Origin of the sequence: Serratia sp. CY47444 (assembly GCF_052168635.1) — a bacterium.
Classification (GTDB): Bacteria; Pseudomonadota; Gammaproteobacteria; order Enterobacterales; family Enterobacteriaceae; genus Serratia; species Serratia bockelmannii.
The window spans coordinates 1-23,506 of sequence record NZ_JBJNMH010000022.1 but is presented as its reverse complement, the minus strand read 5'-3'; the positions used below and the strand labels follow the sequence as shown (position 1 = coordinate 23,506).

Annotated in this window: 17 protein-coding genes; 10 read left to right on the top strand and 7 right to left on the bottom strand. The window is 60.4% G+C overall.

Translation table 11 applies throughout. From position 1 onward, the window contains the following. Positions 1 to 70: 70 nt before the first annotated feature. Both qseB and qseC read left to right on the top strand, forming a co-directional pair. On the top strand, positions 71 to 733 hold the full coding sequence (gene qseB / locus ACJ8IL_RS21915) for a quorum sensing response regulator transcription factor QseB (RefSeq protein ID WP_004937550.1): 663 nt from the start codon (positions 71 to 73) through the stop codon (positions 731 to 733). Beyond that, positions 730 to 2,088 (top strand): quorum sensing histidine kinase QseC, encoded by a 1,359-nt coding sequence (qseC, locus tag ACJ8IL_RS21910; protein WP_261127565.1) that lies wholly within the window; start codon positions 730 to 732, stop codon positions 2,086 to 2,088. The genes qseB and qseC overlap by 4 nt, the downstream gene beginning before the upstream one ends. Before the next feature lie 5 nt (positions 2,089 to 2,093). Here the strand turns inward: qseC and folK are convergent, their stop codons facing one another. The 6 genes from folK to thpR form a co-directional block, all read right to left on the bottom strand. Then, on the bottom strand, positions 2,094 to 2,594 hold the full coding sequence (gene folK / locus ACJ8IL_RS21905; RefSeq protein WP_442516829.1) for a 2-amino-4-hydroxy-6-hydroxymethyldihydropteridine diphosphokinase: 501 nt from the start codon (positions 2,592 to 2,594) through the stop codon (positions 2,094 to 2,096). Next, the gene (gene pcnB, locus ACJ8IL_RS21900; protein WP_071826146.1) at positions 2,594 to 4,141 is read right to left on the bottom strand and encodes a polynucleotide adenylyltransferase PcnB; all 1,548 of its coding nucleotides are present in this window, start codon (positions 4,139 to 4,141) and stop codon (positions 2,594 to 2,596) included. Before pcnB ends, folK begins: the two co-directional genes overlap by 1 nt. Positions 4,142 to 4,202: 61 nt before the next feature. Beyond that, a complete protein-coding gene (gene gluQRS, locus ACJ8IL_RS21895; protein ID WP_147823236.1) occupies positions 4,203 to 5,114 on the bottom strand; it encodes a tRNA glutamyl-Q(34) synthetase GluQRS in 912 nt (303 codons plus the stop codon). A gap of 72 nt (positions 5,115 to 5,186) precedes the next feature. Further along, positions 5,187 to 5,642, bottom strand: coding sequence for an RNA polymerase-binding protein DksA (dksA, locus tag ACJ8IL_RS21890; RefSeq protein ID WP_004937569.1), 456 nt, complete (start codon positions 5,640 to 5,642; stop codon positions 5,187 to 5,189). A gap of 183 nt (positions 5,643 to 5,825) precedes the next feature. Then, entirely contained in the window at positions 5,826 to 6,533 is a 708-nt protein-coding gene (gene sfsA / locus ACJ8IL_RS21885; protein WP_004937572.1) for a DNA/RNA nuclease SfsA, read from the bottom strand. After that, a complete protein-coding gene (gene thpR / locus ACJ8IL_RS21880) occupies positions 6,530 to 7,072 on the bottom strand; it encodes an RNA 2',3'-cyclic phosphodiesterase (protein WP_025304220.1) in 543 nt (180 codons plus the stop codon). Before thpR ends, sfsA begins: the two co-directional genes overlap by 4 nt. A gap of 189 nt (positions 7,073 to 7,261) precedes the next feature. Here thpR and hrpB point away from each other — a divergent pair, with 189 nt between their 5' ends. From hrpB to ACJ8IL_RS21845, 7 genes are all read left to right on the top strand, one after another. Further along, the gene (gene hrpB / locus ACJ8IL_RS21875) at positions 7,262 to 9,700 is read left to right on the top strand and encodes an ATP-dependent helicase HrpB (RefSeq protein ID WP_187181932.1); all 2,439 of its coding nucleotides are present in this window, start codon (positions 7,262 to 7,264) and stop codon (positions 9,698 to 9,700) included. Positions 9,701 to 9,818: 118 nt separating this feature from the next. Beyond that, the gene (gene mrcB, locus ACJ8IL_RS21870) at positions 9,819 to 12,311 is read left to right on the top strand and encodes a bifunctional glycosyl transferase/transpeptidase (protein WP_025304218.1); all 2,493 of its coding nucleotides are present in this window, start codon (positions 9,819 to 9,821) and stop codon (positions 12,309 to 12,311) included. A 251-nt stretch (positions 12,312 to 12,562) separates the two neighbouring features. Next, positions 12,563 to 14,761 carry a ferrichrome porin FhuA gene (gene fhuA, locus ACJ8IL_RS21865; RefSeq protein ID WP_197781674.1) on the top strand — a complete coding sequence of 733 codons (2,199 nt, stop codon included), beginning with the start codon at positions 12,563 to 12,565 and terminating at the stop codon, positions 14,759 to 14,761. A 47-nt stretch (positions 14,762 to 14,808) separates the two neighbouring features. Continuing rightward, entirely contained in the window at positions 14,809 to 15,606 is a 798-nt protein-coding gene (gene fhuC / locus ACJ8IL_RS21860) for a Fe3+-hydroxamate ABC transporter ATP-binding protein FhuC (RefSeq protein ID WP_099817512.1), read from the top strand. After that, positions 15,606 to 16,514, top strand: a complete 909-nt coding sequence (fhuD, locus tag ACJ8IL_RS21855; protein WP_442516828.1) for a Fe(3+)-hydroxamate ABC transporter substrate-binding protein FhuD — start codon at positions 15,606 to 15,608, stop codon at positions 16,512 to 16,514. The genes fhuC and fhuD overlap by 1 nt, the downstream gene beginning before the upstream one ends. Continuing rightward, positions 16,511 to 18,499, top strand: coding sequence for a Fe(3+)-hydroxamate ABC transporter permease FhuB (fhuB, locus tag ACJ8IL_RS21850; RefSeq protein WP_173889738.1), 1,989 nt, complete (start codon positions 16,511 to 16,513; stop codon positions 18,497 to 18,499). Before fhuD ends, fhuB begins: the two co-directional genes overlap by 4 nt. A gap of 305 nt (positions 18,500 to 18,804) precedes the next feature. Further along, positions 18,805 to 18,957 (top strand): Hok/Gef family protein, encoded by a 153-nt coding sequence (locus ACJ8IL_RS21845; RefSeq protein WP_004937610.1) that lies wholly within the window; start codon positions 18,805 to 18,807, stop codon positions 18,955 to 18,957. 123 nt (positions 18,958 to 19,080) lie between these two features. Here the strand turns inward: ACJ8IL_RS21845 and metK are convergent, their stop codons facing one another. Then, complete coding sequence (gene metK / locus ACJ8IL_RS21840; RefSeq protein ID WP_016926681.1) at positions 19,081 to 20,235, bottom strand: methionine adenosyltransferase; 1,155 nt, start codon at positions 20,233 to 20,235, stop codon at positions 19,081 to 19,083. Positions 20,236 to 21,127: 892 nt separating this feature from the next. On the opposite strand from metK, the gene speA reads away from it, so the two are divergent. Then, positions 21,128 to 23,104, top strand: a complete 1,977-nt coding sequence (gene speA / locus ACJ8IL_RS21835) for a biosynthetic arginine decarboxylase (RefSeq protein WP_004937600.1) — start codon at positions 21,128 to 21,130, stop codon at positions 23,102 to 23,104. Positions 23,105 to 23,506: the final 402 nt, after the last annotated feature.

Genomic DNA, 23,506 nt, shown 5'->3' with positions numbered 1-23,506 from the left:
GGATCGCCATGCTTAAGCGGTTCTTAAGAACCTTGTGGTGCAATGGCGCCAAGACTCAAAAGGGATACTCATGCGAATTCTGTTGATCGAAGATGACAAACTGATCGGTGACGGCATCAAGGCCGGGCTGACCAAACTCGGCTTCAATCTGGACTGGTTCACCGACGGCGCCGTCGGCAAAAATGCGCTGGACAGTGCGCCGTACGACGCGGTGATCCTCGATCTCAGCCTGCCGGGCCTCGACGGCCTGGATCTGCTGCGCCAGTGGCGCCAGGCGGGGCAGGACGTGCCGGTCCTGATCCTCACCGCCCGCGATGCGCTGGAGCAGCGGGTTAGCGGGCTGCAAAGCGGTGCCGACGATTACCTGTGCAAGCCGTTCGCGCTGGCCGAAGTGGCGGCGCGCCTGCAGGCGCTGATCCGCCGTCGCCACGGCCAACTGATGCCACAGCTGACGCACGGCAACGTGGTGTTCGACAGCGCCACCCGCAGCGTGAGCTGCAACGGCGAGCCGGTGACGCTGACGCCGCGCGAATTGGCGGTACTGGAGCTGTTTCTGCACAACAAGGGGCGGGTGCTGGCGCGGCCGTTGATCCAGGAGAAGCTGTACAACTGGGATGACGAGGTGAGCAGCAACGCGGTGGAGGTACATATTCACCACCTGCGGCGCAAGCTGGGCAACGGCTTCATCCGTACCATCCACGGCGTGGGTTACACGCTGGGGGATGCGCCGTGAAGCGTCTCAGCCTGCGGCTGCGCCTGATCCTGATCTTCAGCCTGCTGGCGCTGCTGACCTGGAGCACCGCCAGCGTGGTGGCCTGGGTGATGTCGCGCAACACCATCAACGAAGTGTTCGATACCCAACAGATGCTGTTCGCCAAACGGCTGGCGACCGCCAACCTCGGCGATCTGCTGGCCGATGAAAGTGCGCGCAGCCTGCCGAAAACCAAGAAGCTGGTGCATCATGGCAAGCGCGGCGAGCAGGACGACGACGCGCTGGCGTTCGCCATCTTCGATCGCGACGGCAAGATGCTGCTCAACGACGGTGAGAACGGCGCTGATTTCCTGTTTGACGGGGAGCGTGAAGGTTTTACCGACGGTGAGCGCAAAGGCGATGATGACAGCTGGCGCCTGGTATGGTTGACCAGCCCCGACGGGCGCTATCGCATTGTCGTGGGGCAGGAGTGGGATTACCGGCGCGATATGGCGCTGGGCATGGTGACAGGCCAATTGGTGCCCTGGCTGGCGACGCTGCCAGTGCTGATGCTGCTGATCGCGCTGATGGTTGGGCGCGAGCTGCGGCCGCTGCGTGCGGTGGCCGCCGGTTTGCGTCGGCGTGCACCCGATGACGCCACGCCGCTGGATGCGCGCCAGGTGCCGACCGAGGTGCGCCCGCTGGTGGATGCGCTCAATGCGCTGTTCTCTCGCATCAACGCTTTGCTGGTGCGAGAGCGACGCTTCACCTCCGATGCCGCGCACGAATTGCGCAGCCCATTGGCGGCATTGCGGGTGCAGACCGAAGTGGTGCAGTTGGCGGGGGATGATGCGCCGATGCGCGAGCACGCGCTGGACAATCTGACGGTCGGCATCGATCGCGCGACCCGGCTGGTGGATCAACTGCTGACGCTGTCGCGGCTGGATTCGCTGTCGGATCTGGCCGAGCTGGCGCCTATCGACTGGAACGATCTGGTGACGATGACCCTGGCGGAACAGGATCGGCAAGCCCATGCGGCGGGTGTGACGCTGCGCTATGAACATCGGGGAACGCCACCGCCGCGTCAGGGGGAAACCTTGCTGTTGTCGCTGCTATTGCGCAACTTGCTGGACAACGCGGTGCGCTATACCCCGCAGGGCGGCGTCGTCACCGTGACGCTGAGCGAACGTTCGCTGACGGTAGAGGATGACGGCCCGGGGGTGACCGCGGAGCATCTGGCGCGGCTGGGAGAACGTTTCTATCGCCCGCCGGGACAGGAACAAACCGGCAGCGGGCTGGGGTTATCGATCGTGCAGCGTATTGCCGGCTTGCATGGTTTACAGATCAGTTTCGCCAATCGCTCGGCGGGGGGATTCGTTGCGCGGTTGGCACTGTAGGTGAGTCAGGATTTCGGTTTTGGCTGATGCCATAGCGCCATGCCGTTTTCCGGCACGCGCTTGAGGCAGCTGGCGAGCGGTTCGCCATCGGGGAAAATCAGATCGGGGGCGATTTCCGCCAGCGGGTAGAGCATGAATTCGCGCTCTTTCAGGCCGTAATGCGGTACCGTCAGGCGCTCGGTATGGATCACCTTGTCGCCGTACAGCATGATGTCTAAATCGAGCGTGCGCGGCCCCCAGCGTTCATCCTTGCGCACGCGCCCCTGATTGCGTTCTATCGCCTGGGTATGGTCGAGCAGCTGTTCGGGCGGCAACAGGGTATCCAGCGCCACCACCGCGTTGAGGAAGTCCGGCTGGTTTTGCGGCCCCAGCGGCTTGGTGCGGTAAAACGAAGAACAGGTGACCAGCCGGGTGCGCGGGAGATGCTCCAGCGCCTCCAGCGCGGCGTTAACCTGTTGCAGCGGCTGCGCCAGGTTGCTGCCCAGCGCGATATAAACGCGGATCATTATGCCCCTTCTTTACGCGGTGCCCGGCGACGAGGACGGCGTTGACGCGCGCGGCGCGGCGCCGGATCGTCACCCAGGGTGCTCAGCATGGCTTTCTGCCGCGCCGGCGTGGCGTCTTGGAACTCACCCCACCACTCGGCCAGACGCAGCATCTCCTGATTGTCTTCCACTTCCGCACGCAGCGCCAGCAAATCATAGGCGGCGCGGAATTTCGGATGTTCCATCAGTTTGTGCGCGCGTTTGCCCTGACGGCGGGACAGGCGCAGCTGCAGCTGCCAGATATCGCGCACCAGCGTGGTGATGCGTTTCGGGATCGCCAGCGAGCGGCACTGCTCGTCGAGTACGTCGTTCATCGCCAGCGCGAAGGCGTCGTAGTACGCCAGGCCGCTTTCCTGCGCCAGCTTCTGCGCGTGCTCCAGCAGCGGGTACCACAGCATGGCGGCAAACAGGAAGGCTGGGTTGACGCGCATGTCGTTCTGCAGACGGTGATCGGTGTTCTTCAGCACCTGCGCCAGAATGCGCTCCATCGGCGTATCGTGGTTCGGCGTGAAGTTGCGGGCGATCAGCGGGAACAGCGGTTGGAACAGCTGGTATTCGCACAGCTTCAGGTAGGTCTGGAAACCGTAACCCGCCTGCAGCAGCTTGAGGGATTCTTCGAACAGGCGCGCCGGCGGGATCTCGTGCAGCAGCGAGGCCAGGCGCGGGATCGGCTCGGCGGTCTCTTCGCTGATGCGCATATCCAGCTTGGCGGCGAAGCGCACCGCGCGCAGCATGCGCACCGGATCTTCGCGGTAGCGGGTTTCTGGATCGCCAATCAGGCGGATCACGCCTTGCTTCAGATCGTTCAGGCCGCCGACGTAATCGCGCAGGGTGAAATCCGCCACGCCGTAGTACAGGCTGTTGATGGTGAAATCACGGCGCTGGGCGTCCTCCTCGATCGAACCGAAGATGTTGTCGCGCAGCAGCATGCCGTTTTGCGCCTGCTGAGACGAGTTCTTGTCGGATTCCTGATTCTGTTCGTGGTGACCGCGGAAGGTGGCCACTTCGATGATCTCCGGCCCGAACATCACGTGCGCCAAGCGGAAACGGCGGCCGACCAGGCGGCAGTTGCGGAACAGCTTGCGCACTTGCTCCGGCGTGGCGTTGGTGGTGATGTCGAAGTCTTTCGGCTTTTTGCCGAGCAACAGATCGCGCACCCCGCCGCCGACCAGATAGGCCTCGTAGCCGGACTTGTTCAGGCGATAAAGCACTTTCAGCGCATTTTCGCTGATGTCTTTACGGGAGATCGAGTGCTGTTCGCGCGGGATCACGGTCATCGAGTCGTTGCTCTCGGCGATAGGAAAAGGCGGACGCTTGCGCGGCGTTGAGCGGCGGGCAGGGGCGTTGCTGCCGTTATCGGCGGCGCGCGGCTGCGGCGCAGGGCGGCTTGGCGCCGCGGCACGCTCTTCGCGGACTACGTTTTTATCGCCGGCCGCCGCGTCGTCGCGGGGCAGCTTGTCATCGCGGGTCAGTACCTTACGACAGAAGTTGGCTACTCGGGTAAAAATGGTACACCTCGATAGTGACTGATAAAAATGGAGCTAACAAAAAATAGCGGCTAATCATAGCTCACCATGGCTCCTTTGAGAATGCCGGCGTGTTTTCATCCAGAGGGATAGCCTCCTGACGCGGCACGTTTTCCAACCGCCAGTGTTCGATCGCCCAGCTCAATAATAATGGCAGGTCAAGATCTTGCCAGCTTTCCGGCAGCGGTTGGCGCAGAAATTTCAGCGCGGCGATCAGCACCGGCCGCGGATCGCCAGCGGGCAATGCCGGCGCATGGTTTTGCTTCGACAGCTTGATGCCGTTGGCACCCAGCGCCAGCGGCAGATGCACATAAGTGGGCACCGGCGCCTGCAGCTGGCGGTAAAGGGCAATTTGGCGCACCGTCGGTTCGATCAGATCGGCGCCGCGGACAATCTCGGTCACGCCCTGAAAATGGTCGTCGATCACCACCGCCAGATTGTAAGCGAACAGCCCATCGCGGCGGCGAATGATAAAGTCTTCCCCCGCCAGCGCCGGATCGGCGTGCAATTCTCCCTGCAGGCGATCGTGGAACCGGTAAACGGGGGCGGTCTGACACAAGCGGATGGCGGCACCCTGCGGGCCGAGCTGCAAATCGCGGCAGTGGCCGTCGTACAATCCGCCGATGTGCTGGATGCGGCTGCGGGTGCAGGTGCAGTAATAGCTGAGCCCCTGGCGCTGCAACAGATCCAGCGCGGCGCGATAGGCGTCGTGACGTTGGGATTGATAGATAACCTGGCCGTCCCAATGGAGACCATAATGTTCCAGCGCGGACAGGATGCGAGCGGCGGCGCCGGGGACTTCGCGCGGCGGGTCGATATCTTCGATGCGAACCAGCCACTGCCCGCGTTGGGCGCGAGCCTGAAGGTAGCTTCCCAGAGCGGCAATCAGCGAACCGAAATGCAGATCCCCGGAAGGCGATGGGGCAAAGCGCCCCACATAATGACTTTCTTGCATATCAGAGGGGAGAGGTTCCCTTTTCTCTGTGCGGCGCACGCAGGTGCGCACGCCGCAGCGGTAACAACGGTATTAGCCGGCCATCTGCTTTTCGCGGATCTCAGCCAGTGTCTTGCAGTCGATGCACAGATCGGCGGTCGGACGCGCTTCGAGGCGACGAATGCCGATCTCCACGCCACAAGATTCGCAGTAGCCGAAATCATCGTCTTCCACTTTCTTCAGCGTTTTCTCGATCTTTTTGATCAGTTTGCGTTCACGGTCACGGTTACGCAGTTCAAGGCTGAACTCTTCTTCCTGGGTAGCGCGGTCGGCCGGATCAGGGAAGTTGGCTGCCTCTTCTTGCATATGCGATACAGTACGGTCCACTTCGTCCCTGAGCTGGTTGCGCCACGCTTCAAGAATGCGCTTGAAATGCGACAACTGGGCGTCGTTCATGTACTCTTCGCCCGGCTTCTCTTGGTACGGCTCCACCCCAGCGATGGCGAGAATGCTCAAGGACGAGGTTTTACGGTTTTGCCCTTCTTGCATGTTGCTTCTCCTACATACACACGCACTATCGAATCCCCAATGCGGGGGAAAAACAGGCCGCTATAAATAACAGAAGGAAGGTAGGTTGGCAATTATTCCTGTCGCCCGCTTGACAATCGTGTGAAGGAGGGCGTATTTGGCGATCGTGCTGGCCGGTTGTCTATTTATAGGGACCCGACTGCGCTAATCGATAAAAAACGGCAGCTTATCGCAGAGATAAATACCGTCAGGTGATAATTTTGCCCCATAGCAAACCACTTCCACTCCCAACTGCCGGACCTGTGCCAACAGCGCCGCATAGCGCTCATCTATATGATGTGCCGGTGCGACCTGCTCAATACCGCTGTGTAACACGGCAAAGAACAACACCGCCCGTTGCCCGCTTTCAACCACGCTGAGCAACTCACGCAGGTGCTTTTGCCCTCTGAGCGTTACCGCATCAGGAAAGTAACCACGTTGTTGTTGCAGTAATGTGACTGACTTAACTTCAATATAGCAGTTAACCCGATTTTCTGCCTGTAATAACAAATCGATACGGCTGTTTTCACCGCCGTATTTCACTTCGCCACTAATTTTACTGTAACCGGATAATTCATTGATTAAATTGTGTTCAATCGCCTCGCGCACCAGCGCGTTGGCGCGCAGGGTGTTGACGCAGATCCAGTGTCCCTGTTGGGTATGGGTCAGCTCCCAGCTGTGGGCGTATTTACGTTTGGGGTTGTCCGAGGTGGAGTACCAAACGGTATCGCCGGGCGTGGCGCAGCCGGTCATGGCGCCGGTATTGGCGCAGTGCAGCGTAAAGGTTTCCCCTTCCGGGGTGATCACGTCCGCCAGAAAGCGCTTGTAACGTTTGATCAGCGTGGCGGAACGCAGCGGTGGAGAGAAAATCATGCGGATGCCTGCTTGGCCAGCGGCCACTGTTCGAGGTGTTGATAACGGGTGCGGCCGTTTTCGAACACCGACTCATATAAGGAAAAGGCGTCGGCGCTGAACGCCCAGCCCGGCGTCGCCGGCGGGATGGCTACCGGCTGGGTGGCGGCGCGCAGCAGCGTGATGTGCGGATGGAACGGCAGCGCGCTTTGGTGGCAGCCGCTGCGGGCGGCCTGCGAACGCAGCAGCTCGGCCAGCTGCAGCAGCCCGCGCGGTGCGCGGCGGGTGCCGAGCCAGACCACGCCGGGGCGCGGCCAATGGCCGAGATCGTCGAGCCGCATGCTGAAGCCGGGTTGAACGATGCGGCCGGCCAATTTGCGCAGCGCCAGCTCTTTCTGCGCGGTGACCTCGCCAAGAAACGCCAGCGTCAGGTGCAAATTGGCCGCCGCCACCGGTCGGCCGGCCTCCGGCGCAAACGCCTCGGCGCGCCAGCGGATCACCTGCTGTTGCAGGGCATCAGGCAAAGACAGGGCGAAAAACAGGCGGCGCGAATTGGACATGGGGGCTCGGTAAATAATGACAAATCCGTCAGGAACAGACTTGAATGCGGTTTGCAACGGTCTCGCGCGAAGCGGGGCGCATGGATGAGCTCCGTACTATAGCTAACGACGCCGCAGTTTGAAAGGCTACGGGGGCAAAGCTAATGCTACACTGTACGCCGTTTAACGTTAACCACCACGGAGAGTACAGTGTCTTCATTGCCCGTCAGCGCGGTGCTTGATGAGTTGCTGGCTGCGCTGCAGTCCGCTCCTCAGGTGCTGTTGCACGCCCCGACCGGCGCCGGTAAATCCACCTGGTTGCCGCTGCAGATCCTGGCTAAGGCCGGGTTGCCGGGGCGCATTATCATGCTCGAGCCGCGGCGGCTGGCGGCGAAAAACGTCGCCTATCGCCTGGCGCAGCAACTGGGGGAGGAGCCCGGCCAGACCGTGGGCTACCGCATGCGCGCCGAAAGTAAAAGCGGGCCGCAGACCCGGCTGGAAGTGGTGACGGAAGGCATTCTCACCCGCATGCTGCAGCAGGATGCCGAGCTGCAGGGCGTGTCGCTGGTGATCCTCGATGAATTCCACGAACGCAGCCTGCAGGCCGATCTGGCGCTAGCGCTGCTGCTCGACGTGCAGCAAGGGCTGCGCGACGATCTGAAACTGCTGATCATGTCGGCCACGCTGGACAACGTCCGTATGACGCAGCTGTTGCCGCAGGCACCGGTGGTGGTGTCAGAGGGACGCAGCTTTCCGGTTGAACGTTTATATCAGCCGTTGGCCAGCCATCAGCGGCTGGAGGATGGCGTAGCGGCGGCGGTGAAGCGCATGCTGGCCGAACAGCCGGGGTCTTTGCTGCTGTTCCTGCCGGGCGTAGCGGAGATCAATCGGGTGCTGGAGCGATTGACCGGCGAGGTGGCGAGCGATACCGATCTTTGCCCGCTGTATGGTGCCCTGCCTTTGGCGCAACAGCAAAAAGCGATTCAGCCGGCGGCACCTGGCCGCCGCAAGGTGGTGCTGGCGACCAACATCGCCGAAACCAGCCTGACGATCGAGGGTATCCGGCTGGTGGTGGACAGCGGCCTGGAACGCGTGGCGCGTTACGACGTGCGCAACGGTTTGACGCGGCTGGCGACGCAGCGCATCAGTCAGGCCTCAATGGTGCAGCGCGCCGGGCGCGCCGGGCGCCTGGAGCCGGGCCTTTGCTGGCACCTGTTCGCCAAAGAGCAGGCGGAGCGTGCGGCCGAACATGCCGAACCGGAAATTTTACAAAGCGATCTCACCGGCTTCTGGCTCGAGCTGTTGCAGTGGGGGTGCCATGATCCGGCGCAGCTGACCTGGCTTGATGCGCCTCCGACGGCGGCATTGGCAGCGGCCAGGGCACTGTTGCACCGGCTGGGAGCCACGGATGACGGCGGCAAACTTACCGCGCCGGGGCGCCAGATGGCCGCGCTGGGGTGCGAGCCGCGGCTGGCGGCGATGCTGGTCGCCGGGGCGGCACTGAGCGCCGACGGCCTGGCGACGGCGGCGTTGCTGGCGGCATTGCTGGAAGAACCGCCGCGCGGCGGGCAGATGGATATCGGCTACTGGCTGAGCCGCCCGCAACCGAACTGGCGGCAGCGCGCCGCGCAGTTGACCAAACGCCTGCCGCAACGTGCGGGGCAAGTCGACGTCGATCTGGCGCCGCGCCTGTTAGCGCAGGCGTTTACCGATCGCATCGCCCAGCGCCGTGGCCAGGACGGCCGCTACCTGCTGGCCAACGGCCTGGGCGCGGCGATGAACCAGGACGAGGCGCTGTCGCGCGCCCCCTGGCTTATCGTTCCCAGCCTGTTGCAGAGCCACAACAGCCCCGATGCGCGTATCCTGCTGGCGCTGCCGGCGGACATCGAAGCCCTGGCGGCGCAGCTGCCGGCGATCGTCACGCAGCGCACGGCGGTGGAATGGGATGAAGAGAAGGGCACGCTGCGCGCCTGGAAGCGCCAGCAGATCGGTCGTCTGACGCTGCGCGCTCAGCCGCTGGCCAAACCGGCGGACGAAGAGCTGCAGCAGGCGCTGCTCGACTGGGTGCGCGCACAGGGGTTGGCGGTGCTCAACTGGGAGGGGGCCGCTGAACAATTGCGGGTGCGCCTGCAGTGCGCGCAAGCCTGGCTGCCGGAGGCGGAGTGGCCGGCGATGGATGAAGAGCCGCTGCTGGCGGCGCTGGAGCAGTGGCTGTTGCCGTCGCTGAACGGCGTGCGCGATCTGCGCGGATTGAAGCAGGTCAACATCGCCGAGGCGCTGTCCCGTCTGCTGGACTGGCAGCAAAAGCAGCGGCTGGATAATGCGCTACCCACTCATTACACTGTGCCGACCGGCAGCCGCTTACCGATCCGTTATGAGGCGGGTAAACCGCCGGCGCTGGCGGTGCGTTTGCAGGAGGTGTTCGGCGAGCAGCGCAGCCCGATGTTGGCGGAGGGTCGCATCCCGGTGGTGCTTGAGTTACTCTCACCGGCGCACCGGCCGTTGCAAATCACCGGCGATCTGGCGGCCTTCTGGCAAGGCGCCTATCGCGAGGTGCAAAAAGAGATGAAGGGCCGCTACCCTAAACACGTTTGGCCGGACGATCCGGCCACGGCGGTACCGACGCGCCGAACGAAGAAATATCAGTAGGTCGCGATCATTTAAGGTTTGGAATTCAGATGTTTCTTCTGGTCAGCGCTGCGGCGTAGGCACAGATTAAGCGACTAATCATGGCCGGCAGTGTCGGCAAGCTCGGAGAACAACAGCCATGGCTGGGGATGACCGCGAGCCCATCGGGCGCAAAGGAAAACAACCAAAAAGCACCGCGTCGCGCAAGCCGCCGCGCCGTCGCCGAGACGACGATTATGACGATTACGAAGAAGACGAGTATGACGATGATGAGTATGAAGAGGAGGAGGAACGCATGCCGCGTAAGGTAAAAGCGACTCCGCCGCGTAAAAAACGCCGTTGGCTTGGCCTGTTTATCAAACTGATCCTGGTGATCGCCGTCCTGTTGGCGATCTATGGCGTCTACCTGGACTCGCAGATCCGCAGCCGCATCGACGGTAAAGTCTGGCAGCTGCCGGCGGCGGTGTACGGCCGCATGGTCAACCTGGAACCGGGCATGCCGTACAGCAAGAAGGAGATGGTCAACCTGCTGGAGGGCATGCAGTACCGTCAGGTCAGCCGCATGACGCGACCAGGCGAGTTTACCGTGCAGGCCAACAGCATCGAAATGCTGCGCCGCCCGTTCGACTTCCCGGATGGTAAAGAAGGGCAGATCCGCGCCCGCCTCGATTTCCAGAACAACCGTCTGGCGAAGATCGAAAATCTGGACAGCGGCCGCAGCTTCGGCTTCTTCCGCCTCGATCCGCGTCTTATCACCATGCTGCAGTCGCCTAACGGTGAACAGCGCCTGTTCGTGCCGCGTTCCGGTTTCCCGGATCTGTTGGTAGACACGCTGATCGCCACGGAAGACCGCCATTTCTATGAGCATGACGGCATCAGCCCGTACTCCATCGGCCGCGCGGTGCTGGCCAACCTGACCGCCGGTCGTGCGGTGCAGGGCGGCAGTACCCTGACGCAGCAGCTGGTGAAGAACCTGTTCCTGACCAACGAACGTTCGCTGTGGCGTAAGGCCAACGAAGCCTATATGGCGCTGTTGGTGGATTACCGTTACAGCAAAGACCGCATCCTGGAGCTGTATCTGAACGAGGTGTACCTCGGCCAGAGCGGTAGCGACCAGATCCGCGGCTTCCCGCTGGCCAGCCTGTATTACTTCGGCCGTCCGGTGGACGAGCTGAGCCTCGATCAGCAGGCGTTGCTGGTCGGCATGGTCAAGGGCGCGTCGCTGTATAACCCGTGGCGCAACCCGAAACTGGCGCTGGAACGCCGCAACCTGGTGCTCAAACTGCTGCAGAACCAGGGCGTGATCGACGGCGAGCTGTATGACATGCTGAGCGCGCGTCCGCTGGGCGTGCAGCCGAAAGGCGGCGTCATTACGCCACAGCCGGCGTTTATGCAGATGGTGCGTCAGGAACTGCAAACCAAGCTGGGCGATAAGGTCAATGACCTGTCCGGCGTGAAGATCTTCACCACGCTGGATCCGGTGTCGCAAGACGCGGCGGAAAAAGCGGTCGAAGACGGCATCCCGGCGCTGCGCGCTGCGCGTCACCTGCAGGATCTGGAAGCGGCGATGGTGATCGTCGATCGCTTCAGCGGTGAAGTACGCGCCATGGTCGGCGGCGCCAACCCGCAGTTCGCCGGTTTCAACCGCGCCATGCAGGCGCGACGCCTGGTCGGCTCGCTGGCCAAACCGCCAACGTACCTGACCGCGCTGTCCGAGCCGGACAAATACCGCCTCAACACCTGGCTGGCGGATGCGCCGCTGTCGCTGAAACAGCCGAACGGCGCCGTCTGGCAGCCGAACAACTACGATCGCAAATTCCGCGGTCAGGTGATGCTGGTGGATGCGTTGGCCAACTCGCTGAACGTGCCGACGGTGAACCTCGGCCTGTCGGTCGGGCTGGATCAGATCAGCGCCACGCTGCAACGCCTGGGGATCCCGAAAGCGGAGATCAATCCGGTGCCTTCGATGCTGCTGGGGGCGATCGGCCTGACGCCGATGGAAGTCGCGCAGGAGTACCAGACCATCGCCAGCGGCGGTAACCGTGCGCCGCTGTCGGCGGTGCGTTCGGTGATCGCCGAAGACGGCACGGTGCTGTACCAGAGCTTCCCGCAGGCGGAGCGCATGGTGCCGGCGCAGGCCGCTTACCTGACGCTGTACGCGATGCAGCAGGGCGTGGCGCGCGGGACCTCCCGCTCGCTGTCGGTGAAGTTCCCGAACTACAACCTGGCGGCGAAAACCGGTACCACCAACGATCTGCGCGACAGCTGGTTCGCTGGCATCGACGGCAAGGAAGTGGCGATCGCCTGGGTGGGGCGCGACAACAACGGCCCGGCCAAGCTGACCGGCGCCAACGGCGCGTTGACCCTGTATCGCCGCTATCTGGAAAACCAGACGCCGCTGCCGCTGATGCTGCAGCCGCCGGAAGGCATAAACCAGATGAGCATCGACTCTGCCGGCAACTTTATCTGCGGCGGCGGCAGCTGGCGCACCATCCCGGTCTGGACCGACAATCCGCAGGGATTGTGCCAGGCCAGCCAGGCGGCGGTGCAGCAACAGCAGCAACCGGCGGCGGGTGAGCAAAAAGATGGCGATGGCGTCGCCGGCTGGATCAAGGATATGTTCGGTCAGTAATCGCTACCGGGGCGTCGGCCCCGGTGAAAATTTTTTCTTTGTTATTAGGCCCGTAACCGTGGTTGCGGGCTTTTTTGTTTTTCCGCTCGTTTTATTTCCCTGTTAACTACATGGCTAAGCGCCTAATCCTTAACCTATTTGCCCTATGAATTCGGCTTGCAGTTTAATTTGGCTTCTGCATAAAATGCGACGCTTATAATAATTATTATCGTTTACATTCGTCATTTAATTATTCATCAGAGAAATCAACTATGCCGACCAAGCGTCTTTCATCATCCGCGGCCAAGCAGGGCCGCACCCCCGTCAGCGCGTTAGCGATCACCGTCGCTGCGGCGTTGGGCACGCTGGCGATGCCGGCTTTTTCCGCCGACGCCAAGCCGGCCGCCAAGGAAGACACGATTACCGTTGTGGGCGGTAGCAACACCGCCCAGCAGGAAAGCGCCTGGGGGCCGGTCGGCACCTATGTCGCCAAACACAGCGCCACCGGCACCAAAACCGATACGCAGTTGGTAAAAACACCGCAGTCAGTGTCGGTTGTGACACGTGAGCAGATGGACATTTTACAGCCAACCTCCGTCAAGGAAGCTCTGGGGTACACACCTGGGGTGATGGTCGGTAGCCGCGGTAGTTCCAACGTATATGATGCAGTCTACATTCGCGGTTTTGGTTCAGTTAACCAGAATGAATATCTGGATGGATTGAAGCTGCAGGGGGACTACTTTAACGAAGCCTCTATTGATCCCTATTTCCTGGAGCGTGCAGAAGTTTTACGTGGCCCTTCTTCTGTGTTGTATGGTAAGAGCAGCCCTGGCGGAATCGTTTCTCTAGTGAGTAAGCGTCCAACGAATGAGCCTATTCGTGAAGTGCAGTTTAAAATGGGCACTGACAGCCTGTTCCAAACTGGTTTCGACTTCAGCGATGCGTTAGATGAAGAGGGCAAATATGCGTTCCGTCTGACTGGATTGGCGAAAGATGCTAATGACCAGCAGGACATGGCTAAAGTCAAACGCTATGCTGTTGCACCATCATTCAGTTGGCAGCCAGATGATCATACTAATTTAACCTTATATTCTTACCTGCAAAACGATCCTAATATGGGCTACTACGGTTGGCTGCCAATGCAAGGAACGGTGCAACCTGCACCTTATGGCAAGCTGCCCACTAATTTCAATGAGGGTGAGAAGAGCAACTTTTATTCCCGCCAGACGCGAATGTTTGGTTACAGTTTCTATCATGACTTAAATGATACTTGGACTGTGCGTCAAAACTTACGGTATATGCAACTGCATACCAATCAAAATAATGTCTATGGTAATGGAGTTGCAGCCGATAACGTTACTTTAAACCGTAACTATATCGTTTCTAATGAGCGGCTGAACAACTTCAGTGTGGATACTCAAGCTCAGGCTAAGTTCGCTACAGGCCAAGTGGAACATACGTTACTGAGTGGCGTAGATTTCATGCGCATGAGCAATGATATTGAGGGCGGTTGGGGTGTTGCAAGTACGCTTAACCTTGCCAACCCACAATTCGGTAATTATACAAAAGGTGCATTGAATCGTACTAGTAAAGTCGATGGGCAACAGCAAATCGGTATTTACATGCAAGAGCAGGCCGAATGGAATAATTGGGTTCTGACAGCCGGCACTCGTTACGATTGGGCCAAAAGTACGGTCGAAGATCGTGTCGCAGACAGTTACAGTAAGCAAAAAGATCACCAGTCTACAAACCGTATTGGTCTTAACTATCTATTCGATAATGGCATTTCTCCATATGTCAGCTATGCACAGTCCTTCGAGCCAAACGTGGGAGCTGCATATGGCGGTAAAGCTTTTGTTCCATCCAAAGGGGAGCAATATGAAGCTGGCTTGAAGTTCATGCCTAAAGATAAACCAGTTTCTGCAACCATCGCGATCTATCAACTGACTAAGTCGAACAATCTGGTAACGGACGTTCAACACGCCAATGAAGGCTGGTATCAGCAGCAAACGGGGAAAATTCGTTCACGGGGCCTTGAGTTGGAAGGCAAAGCTGCATTGAATGCCAACGTTAACCTATTGGCTTCATATACTTATACCAATGCAGAGTATACCGAGGACACCACGAATAAAGGTAATACGCCAGCTATCATTCCTAAACATATGGCATCTCTGTGGGGAGATTATACTTTCCATGAGACGGCGTTGAGCGGTCTAACCTTTGGTGCGGGTGTTCGTTATACGGGGTCATCATTCGGTGATGAAGCCAATACTTTTAAAGTACCGGCTTCTACCGTGTGGAATACCGTACTTAAGTATGACTTGGCTCGTTTTAACTTGCCGGGTTCTTCGATCGCTCTTAACGTGAACAACCTGTTTGATAAGCAATATGTGTCCAGTTGCTTTGCTACATATGGTTGTTTCTGGGGCGCAGAACGCCAGGTGGTCGCCACCGCAACCTTCCGTTTCTAACCGGATAGCCGGGGCGGCGCCGCGTCGCCCCGGACAAAGCAGGATCTATGCAGGACAAACTTCTTAATCCCGGCGCGGCCTTTGCGCTGGATAACGCCAGCTTCGCCGTCCCCGGCCGGGTGCTGCTGCAACCGCTGTCGCTCAGTTTTCCCCAGGGCAAAGTCTGCGGCCTGATCGGCCATAACGGTTCCGGTAAATCCACCCTGTTGAAACTGCTCGGGCGGCACCATGCGCCCAGCGGCGGCCAGGTCTTGCTCAATCGGCAGCCGTTGGCGCAGTGGGACAGCAAATCCTTCGCCCGCCAGGTGGCCTACCTGCCGCAGCAGTTGCCGGCGGCGGAAGGCATGACGGTGCGCGAGCTGGTGGCCGTCGGCCGTTATCCGTGGCATGGCGCGCTGGGGCGTTTTGGCGCCAACGATCGTCAACAGGTGGAAGAGGCCATCGCGCTGGTGGGCTTGAAGCCGTTCGCCAACCGGCTGGTGGACAGCCTGTCCGGCGGCGAGCGCCAACGCGCCTGGTTAGCGATGATGGTGGCGCAGGACAGCCGCTGCCTGCTGCTTGACGAACCGACGTCGGCGCTGGATATCGCGCACCAGGTCGAGGTGCTGGCGCTGATCCAGCGCTTGAGCCGCGAACGCGATCTCACGGTGATCGCCGTACTGCACGACATCAACATGGCGGCGCGCTACTGCGACCATTTGGTGGCACTGCGCGGCGGTGAAATGATCGCCCAGGGCGGCCCGCTGGAGCTGATGCAGGGGCCGGTGCTGGAGCAAATTTACGGTATTCCTATGGGCACGTTGCCGCATCCGAGCGGCGGCGCGCCGGTGAGTTTTGTCTACTGATGTCCTCTGCATTCACTTCTTCTCACGATCCGCTGCGCCGCCGTTTGTTGATGGCGCTCGCGCTGTCGCCGCTGTTGGGTTCGTTGCCCGGGCGGGCGGCGGAGGCGCCGCCGGATATCGCGCGCGTTGCGGCGCTGGAATGGCTGCCGATCGAGCTGCTGTTGGCATTGGGCGTGACGCCGCTGGCGGTGGCCGATGTGCATAACTACAACCTGTGGGTGGCGGAGCCGAAGCTGCCGGCGAAGGTGGTCGACGTCGGCCAGCGCACCGAACCGAATCTCGAACTGCTGCAGCAGCTCCAGCCTTCGCTGGTGTTGCTGTCGCAGGGCTATGGCCCGACGCCGCGAAAAATCCAACCCATCGCGCCAACCATGAGCTTCGGCTTCAACGACGGCAGCGGCAAACCGCTGACCGTCGCCCGCCAGTCGCTGCTGGCGCTGGGCCAGCGGTTGGGCATAGAAAGCCGGGCGGTAAACCACCTGGCGCAGTTCGACCGCTTTATGCAGGACGCCCGTCAGCGCCTGCAAAGCTACACCCGCCAACCGTTGCTGCTGTTTTCCCTGATAGACACCCGCCATGCGTTGATCATCGGCCAGAAAAGCCTGTTCCAGGAAGCGATGGACCAACTGGGCATCCGCAATGCCTGGCAGGAGCCAACCGACTTTTGGGGCACGGCGGTGGTGGGGATTGAACGGTTGGCCACGGTGCGTAACGCCCGAGTCATCTATCTCGATCACGGCAATCAGGCGATGATGGACAAGGTCAGCGCGACGCCGCTGTGGCAGTCATTGCCCTTCGTGCGGCAAAACCAGCTGCGGCAGGTGCCGGCGGTGTGGTTCTACGGTGCCACGCTGTCGACGATGCGGTTTTGCCGCCTGTTGGCGCAGGCTCAGGAGAGTGCGGCATGAATGCTGGCATCCGGAAATTACCGCTGACGCTGATCCTGCTGTTGCTGGCGGCGGCAGGTGGCCTGACGATATACAACCTGACGCAGCAGCTGCCGCCGGCGCAATGGGCGCGGGCGCTCAGCGCACCGGACATCGACGACGTGCGGCAAATGCTGTTCCATTACAGCCTGCTGCCTCGGTTGACGGTGTCGCTGTTGGCCGGCGCCGGCCTGGGGTTGGTCGGCGTGCTGTTCCAGCAGGTGTTGCGCAATCCGTTGGCGGAACCGTCGACGCTCGGCGTGGCCGCCGGTGCGCAGCTCGGCCTGACCATCGCCACGCTGTGGGTGCTGCCGGGGGGCGAATTTACCCGCCAGCTGGCCGCTATGGTGGGTGCGATTGTGGTGGGCGGGCTGGTGTTCGGCGTCGCCTGGGGCAAGCGGATGTCGCCGGTGACGCTGATTCTGGCCGGGCTGGTGTTGGGACTGTACTGCGGCGCGGTCAACAGCTTGTTGGCGCTGTTTCATTACGATCAGCTGCAGGGCATGTTCCTGTGGGGCACCGGCGCGCTGAACCAACAGGATTGGAGCGCCGTACAGTTCCTCCTGCCGCGTTTGCTGGTGGCAGGCCTGCTGGCGGCGCTGTTGCTGCGCCCGCTGACGCTGCTGGGGCTGGACGACGGCGTGGCGCGCAACCTGGGGTTGGGGCTATCGATGGCGCGCTTCTGCGCCTTGGGGCTGGCCATTATCTTCAGCGCCATGTTGGTGAGTGCGGTGGGCATTATCGGCTTTATCGGCCTGTTTGCGCCGCTGATGGCGAAGATGCTGGGCGCGCGCCGCCTGGCGCACCGCATGATGTTGGCGCCGTTGCTGGGGGCGCTGCTGCTGTGGCTGACCGATCAGGTGATGCTCGGGGTGACGCAGGTGTGGCGTGAGATCCCGACCGGCGCGGCCACTGCGCTGTTCGGCGCACCGCTGCTGCTGTGGCTGTTGCCGCGTTTGCGCAGCGCCACCACGCCGCCGCCGATGAACCTTGGCGACAAGGTGCCTGCCGAGCGCGGGAATCTGCCCGGCTGGATCCTGCTGGGTGGCTTCGTATTGCTGATCGGTCTGACGCTGGCGCTGATGCTGGGCAAAAATGCCGGCGGTTGGCACTGGAGCCTGGGTGCGGAGCTGGATTCCCTGCTGCCGTGGCGCTGGCCGCGGGTGCTGTCGGCGCTGGCGGCGGGCATGATGCTGGCGGTCGCCGGCACGTTGATCCAGAAATTGACCGGCAACCCGATGGCCAGCCCGGAAGTGTTGGGGATCAGCTCCGGCGCCGCTTTTGGCGTCGTGATGATGCTGTTTATGGTGCCGGGCGACGCCTTCGTTTGGCTGCTGCCCGCCGGCAGTTTGGGAGCGGCCGCTACGCTGCTGATCATCATGATCGCCGCAGGCCGCGGCGGTTTCTCGACGGAACGCATGCTGCTCGCCGGTATCGCGCTCAGCACCGCCTTTACTACCGTCATCTTCCTGCTGTTGGCCAGCGGCGATCCGCGTATGGGGGGCTTGCTGACCTGGCTCTCCGGTTCGACCTATTCGGTGGAGCCGGCGCAGGCGCTGCGTACCGCGCTGGTGGCCGCCGGCCTGATGGTATTGGCGCCGCTGTGCCGCCGTTGGTTGACCATCCTGCCGCTCGGCGGCGCCACCGCCCGCTCGGTGGGCATTGCGCTGACGCCGGCGCGGTTGACCATTTTGTTGCTGGCTGCCACCCTGACCGCCATGGCGACCCTGACCGTCGGGCCGCTGAGCTTTGTCGGGCTGATGGCGCCGCATATGGCGCGTATGCTGGGCTTCCGCCGCGCGCTGCCGCAAATGGTGATCGCCGCGCTGCTGGGCGGCTTGCTGATGGTGTTTGCCGACTGGTGCGGGCGGATGCTGCTGTTCCCGTATCAGATCCCCGCCGGGTTATTGGCGACCTTTATCGGTGCGCCGTACTTCGTTTATCTGTTGCGTAAGCAGACGTCGTAAGCTTCAGCCCTACTTTGCTTTCTCCGCCATCAAAGGCCCAGCGTTGCTGGGCCTTTTTTCAACGCCTTGCAAGGCGTTGCGTGCCGCTACGCAAGAAAGACATTTAACGTGAAAAGGAACGCGGGAAGAGAGGGGGAGGTGAATATACTGCGGGCGGGTGCTCTGGATCTTTGTCTCTGGAGCCTGCGTGAAAGATACAAAGAGAAAAGCCCCGAGTCGATATCCATCAACCCGAGGCCTACTCTAACGCACGACAACGTTAAGTTAGCCTCTTACCCGCCGCGAGGCAAGGAGAAGAAGGCATGATGCCGAACAAACGGAGCCTGTTAAAATTGGTGGTTATTTGTGCCACGGTAATATCACTGGCATGGATAACCCGCAGCACGCTGTGTGAGCTGCGTATCCGATCGGGCACTACGGAGGTTGCGGCCATTTTGGCTTACGAATCCGAACGGTAAGGCAACCCGGTGGCGGGGGCTTTGCCTCCGCTGGCCGGCAGTCGATGCGTTGATCCAGGAGCACCCATCTGCTCAAAAAAAACGGCGAGCCCAGGCTCGCCGTTTTCATGTTGATGTCGGGGCTTATTTCAGGCCGGCGGCATCGCGCAGCAATGCGGCTTTGTCGGTCGCTTCCCACGGGAAGTGCTCGCGGCCGAAGTGGCCGTAGGCGGCAGTTTCGCGGTAGATCGGCTGCAGCAGATCCATCATCTGGATCAGGCCGTATGGGCGCAGATCGAAGAATTCGCGCACCAGCAGCGTCAGCTGTTCGGTTGGCACTTTCTCGGTACCGAAGGTTTCCACCATGATGGAGGTCGGTTCCGCTACGCCGATAGCGTAAGACACCTGAATCTCGCAGCGATCGGCCAGGCCGGCGGCAACGATGTTTTTCGCCACGTAGCGCGCCGCGTAAGCCGCGGAACGGTCAACCTTGGACGGATCCTTACCGGAGAAGGCGCCGCCGCCGTGGCGAGCCATGCCGCCGTAGGTGTCGACGATGATCTTACGGCCGGTCAGGCCGCAGTCGCCCATCGGGCCACCGATAACGAAACGGCCGGTCGGGTTGATGTGGTATTTGGTGCCCGCCGTCAGCCATTCCGCCGGCAGCACCGGCTTGATGATCTCTTCCATCACCGCTTCTTGCAGATCTTTCAGCGAGATGTCTTCTGAGTGCTGGGTGGACAGCACCACGGCGTCGATGCCGACGATTTTGCCGTCGTCGTACTGGAAGGTCACCTGGCTCTTCGCATCCGGGCGCAGCCACGGCAGGGTGCCGTTTTTACGCACTTCGGACTGGCGCTGCACCAGACGGTGCGCGTAGGTCACCGGGGCCGGCATCAGCACGTCGGTTTCGTTGGTGGCGTAGCCAAACATCAAGCCCTGATCGCCGGCGCCCTGCTCGAGAGGATCGGTACGGTCAACGCCCTGATTGATGTCAGGGGATTGTTTACCGATGGCGCTCAATACTGCGCAGGAGTTGGCGTCAAAGCCCATGTCCGAATGAACGTAGCCGATCTCGCGCACGGTCTTGCGGGTGATCTCTTCGATATCGACCCAGGCGCTGGTGGTGATTTCACCGCCGACCAGCACCATACCGGTTTTCACGTAAGTTTCGCAGGCGACGCGCGCTTTCGGATCTTGTTCCAGGATGGCGTCGAGGACGGCATCGGAGATCTGGTCGGCGATTTTATCTGGATGTCCTTCGGAGACGGATTCGGACGTGAAGAGGTGTTTAGCCATTGTGTTCTTTACCTTGCATAAGACGGGTTAGAAATTACTGCACAGCGCTGGAGATCCGGCATCGAAGCGAAGGGTCTTCCGCTGATGGCGCGAGATGCATCCTGCAACGCCCCTCAGGCAAAGCCGTTAAGCAGTTTATCAGTTAACCAGTATAGATGGATTAACATCTGGACGTCTATTTTAGGTCAGGGTTTAGCCAGATTGCCAGTAATTTTTTGCGCTTTCGCTCTTTTGCGCAAACGGGTTGGCGCCATTTTCATCGCTTGAAACAGTTTTCGGCGAATTTTCATTTTGCTTTTTCACCTGCTTACCGGTATAAACTGCGCGCGCGGTTCATTTGCTGCACAGTACGGCGGTCTGGCGTGGGGGAAGGTGCGATAAACTTCCGCTTCGCATTCGCCAGCGTTGCGCTATTATCCGTCGCGGGCGTTCGCCGCTTCATCGAACGGTCACGTTCTTACACTATATTTAGAGGCTGGGTCGTTCACTCCGAACGGCGCGCGTGGAGGTGGTTGGATTAATGATCCGTTGTCTACCGGTTGTTGGTTCTCAACAGCAGTGCCGTTCTGGCGCACATTCTTCTGCTATTTCCCGTCTTGTCTCTCTGTCACTTACCAGGTGCGATAAACACTTGGCCGCTACTCAGGATTCTCGGGCCGGCTAACGGTCGTCTGAAGAACTGAACAAGGGTAGCCTGCAGCCTTCCTGTGGGATGTTTCTTGGCCCGATTCACGAGGTTTGAACAGGGTGTCTTACAATTATATGAGTGATAAACCGATCGCTGACCGCGAACGGCAGTTCTCTTCGCTGCCGCGGCTTGTTGGGTTGTTCTCGCGGGTTGTAGCTGCGATAGTGGCTGACGGTTTCGTCAGTAGGGAATGTGAGGCGAACCATGTCTGATGATCTGTTGATTCACCGTCCGCCGGTTGCGGGCGAGTCTTTATCTTTGCGCTCCATGCAGGAGGTTGCCATGAATGATCGTAATGCCAGCAAGATGCTGCGTACTTATAACGTCGCCTACTGGGGCAACAATTACTATGACGTCAACGAGCTGGGCCATATCAGCGTGTGCCCGGATCCGGATGTCCCGCAGGCGCGCGTCGATCTGGCAGAACTGGTGAAAACGCGCCAGCAAGACGGCCAACGTCTGCCGGCGCTGTTCTGCTTCCCGCAGATCCTTCAGCATCGCCTGCGCTCTATCAACGCCGCGTTCAAACGCGCGCGTGAATCCTTCGGCTACCAGGGCGGTTATTTCCTGGTGTATCCGATCAAGGTGAACCAACACCGCCGCGTGATTGAATCGCTGGTGAACTCCGGCGAACCGCTGGGGCTGGAAGCCGGTTCCAAGGCCGAACTGATGGCGGTGCTGGCGCATGCCGGCATGACCCGCTCGGTGATCGTCTGTAATGGTTATAAAGATCGTGAATATATTCGTCTGGCGCTGATCGGGGAAAAGCTGGGGCACAAGGTGTACCTGGTGATCGAGAAGATGTCCGAGATCAACCTGGTGCTGGAAGAGGCCGAGCGGCTGAACGTCATACCGCGCCTGGGCGTGCGTGCGCGTCTGGCATCGCAAGGCTCCGGCAAATGGCAGTCGAGCGGCGGGGAAAAATCCAAGTTCGGTCTGGCGGCGGTGCAGGTGCTGAAGCTGGTGGAAACCCTGCGTGAAGCGGGCCGCCTCGACAGCCTGCAACTGCTGCACTTCCACCTGGGCTCACAGCTGGCCAACATTCGCGATATCGCCACCGGCGTGCGCGAATCGGCACGCTTCTACGTTGAGCTGCACAAGTTGGGCGTCAACATTCAGTGCTTCGACGTGGGCGGCGGCTTGGGCGTCGACTACGAAGGCACCCGTTCGCAGTCCGATTGCTCGGTCAACTACGGCCTGAACGAATATGCCAACAACGTGATTTGGGGCATCGGCGACGCCTGTAACGAACACGGCCTGCCGCACCCGACGGTGATCACCGAGTCCGGTCGCGCCGTGACCGCGCACCACACGGTGCTGGTCTCCAACGTGATTGGCGTCGAGCGCAACGAGTTCAGCGAACCGCAGCCGCCGGAAGCCGACGCGCCGCGCGCGCTGGAAAGCATGTGGGAAACCTGGCTGGAAATGAACGAGCCGGAGAACCGCCGCTCGCTGCGCGAATGGCTGCACGACAGCCAGATGGATCTGCACGACGTGCATACCCAATACGCGCACGGCATGCTGGACCTGACCAAGCGCGCCTGGGCCGAGCAGCTGTATCTGAACATCTGCAACAAGATCCAGCAGCAGCTCGATCCGAGCAACCGCGCGCACCGTCCTATCATCGACGAACTGCAAGAGCGCATGGCGGACAAGTTCTACGTCAACTTCTCGCTGTTTCAGTCGATGCCGGATGCATGGGGCATCGACCAGCTGTTCCCGGTGCTGCCGCTGGAAGGGCTGGATAAGCCGCCGGAAGGCCGTGCGGTGCTGCTCGACATCACCTGCGACTCCGACGGCACCATCGATCATTACGTCGACGGCGACGGCGTGGCGACCACCATGCCGATGCCGCCGTACGATCCGGAGAACCCGCCGGCGTTGGGCTTCTTCATGGTCGGCGCGTACCAGGAGATCCTTGGCAACATGCACAACCTGTTCGGCGACACCGCCTCGGTTGATGTGTACGTGTTCCCGGACGGCAGCGTCGAGACCGAGCTGTCCGACGAGGGCGATACCGTGGCGGACATGCTGGAGTATGTGCAGCTCGATCCGAGCGCGCTGCTGTCCAAGTTCCGCGATCAGGTCAAAGAAACCGATCTGGACAGCGAGCTGCAGGCGCAGTTCCTGGAAGAGTTTGAGGCCGGTCTGTACGGTTATACGTATCTGGAAGACGAGTGATGAAATGAAGAAAGGCCGGGCGTCGTTAAGGCGCCTGGCCTTTTCTTTTCTGTTGCACGACTATGTTACGGATGGCGTGTAGGTTGCAGACCGCTATGCTGCCGTTCGAACGGCGGCGCAGAGCGTACCGGGCTTTTGCCACCCTGATACCACGCCTAACTCTGCAGCAGTGAGCTCAACGCGTTACGAAAAGTCTGTTTTCTTTCATCTTTTTTATTGAAGTTATCCTTCCAATAAATTTACTTCCTAAATACAAGAAATCTCTGAAATTAACCTTTTCATTCACAAATTAGATTTTTAAATTAAAAAATATAATCAATATTAGTTATTGGTGTTCATTATAAATACGATAATTGATCAGTTTATCTTTCATTATGTGTTGTACTTGTGATGGTTTTAAGT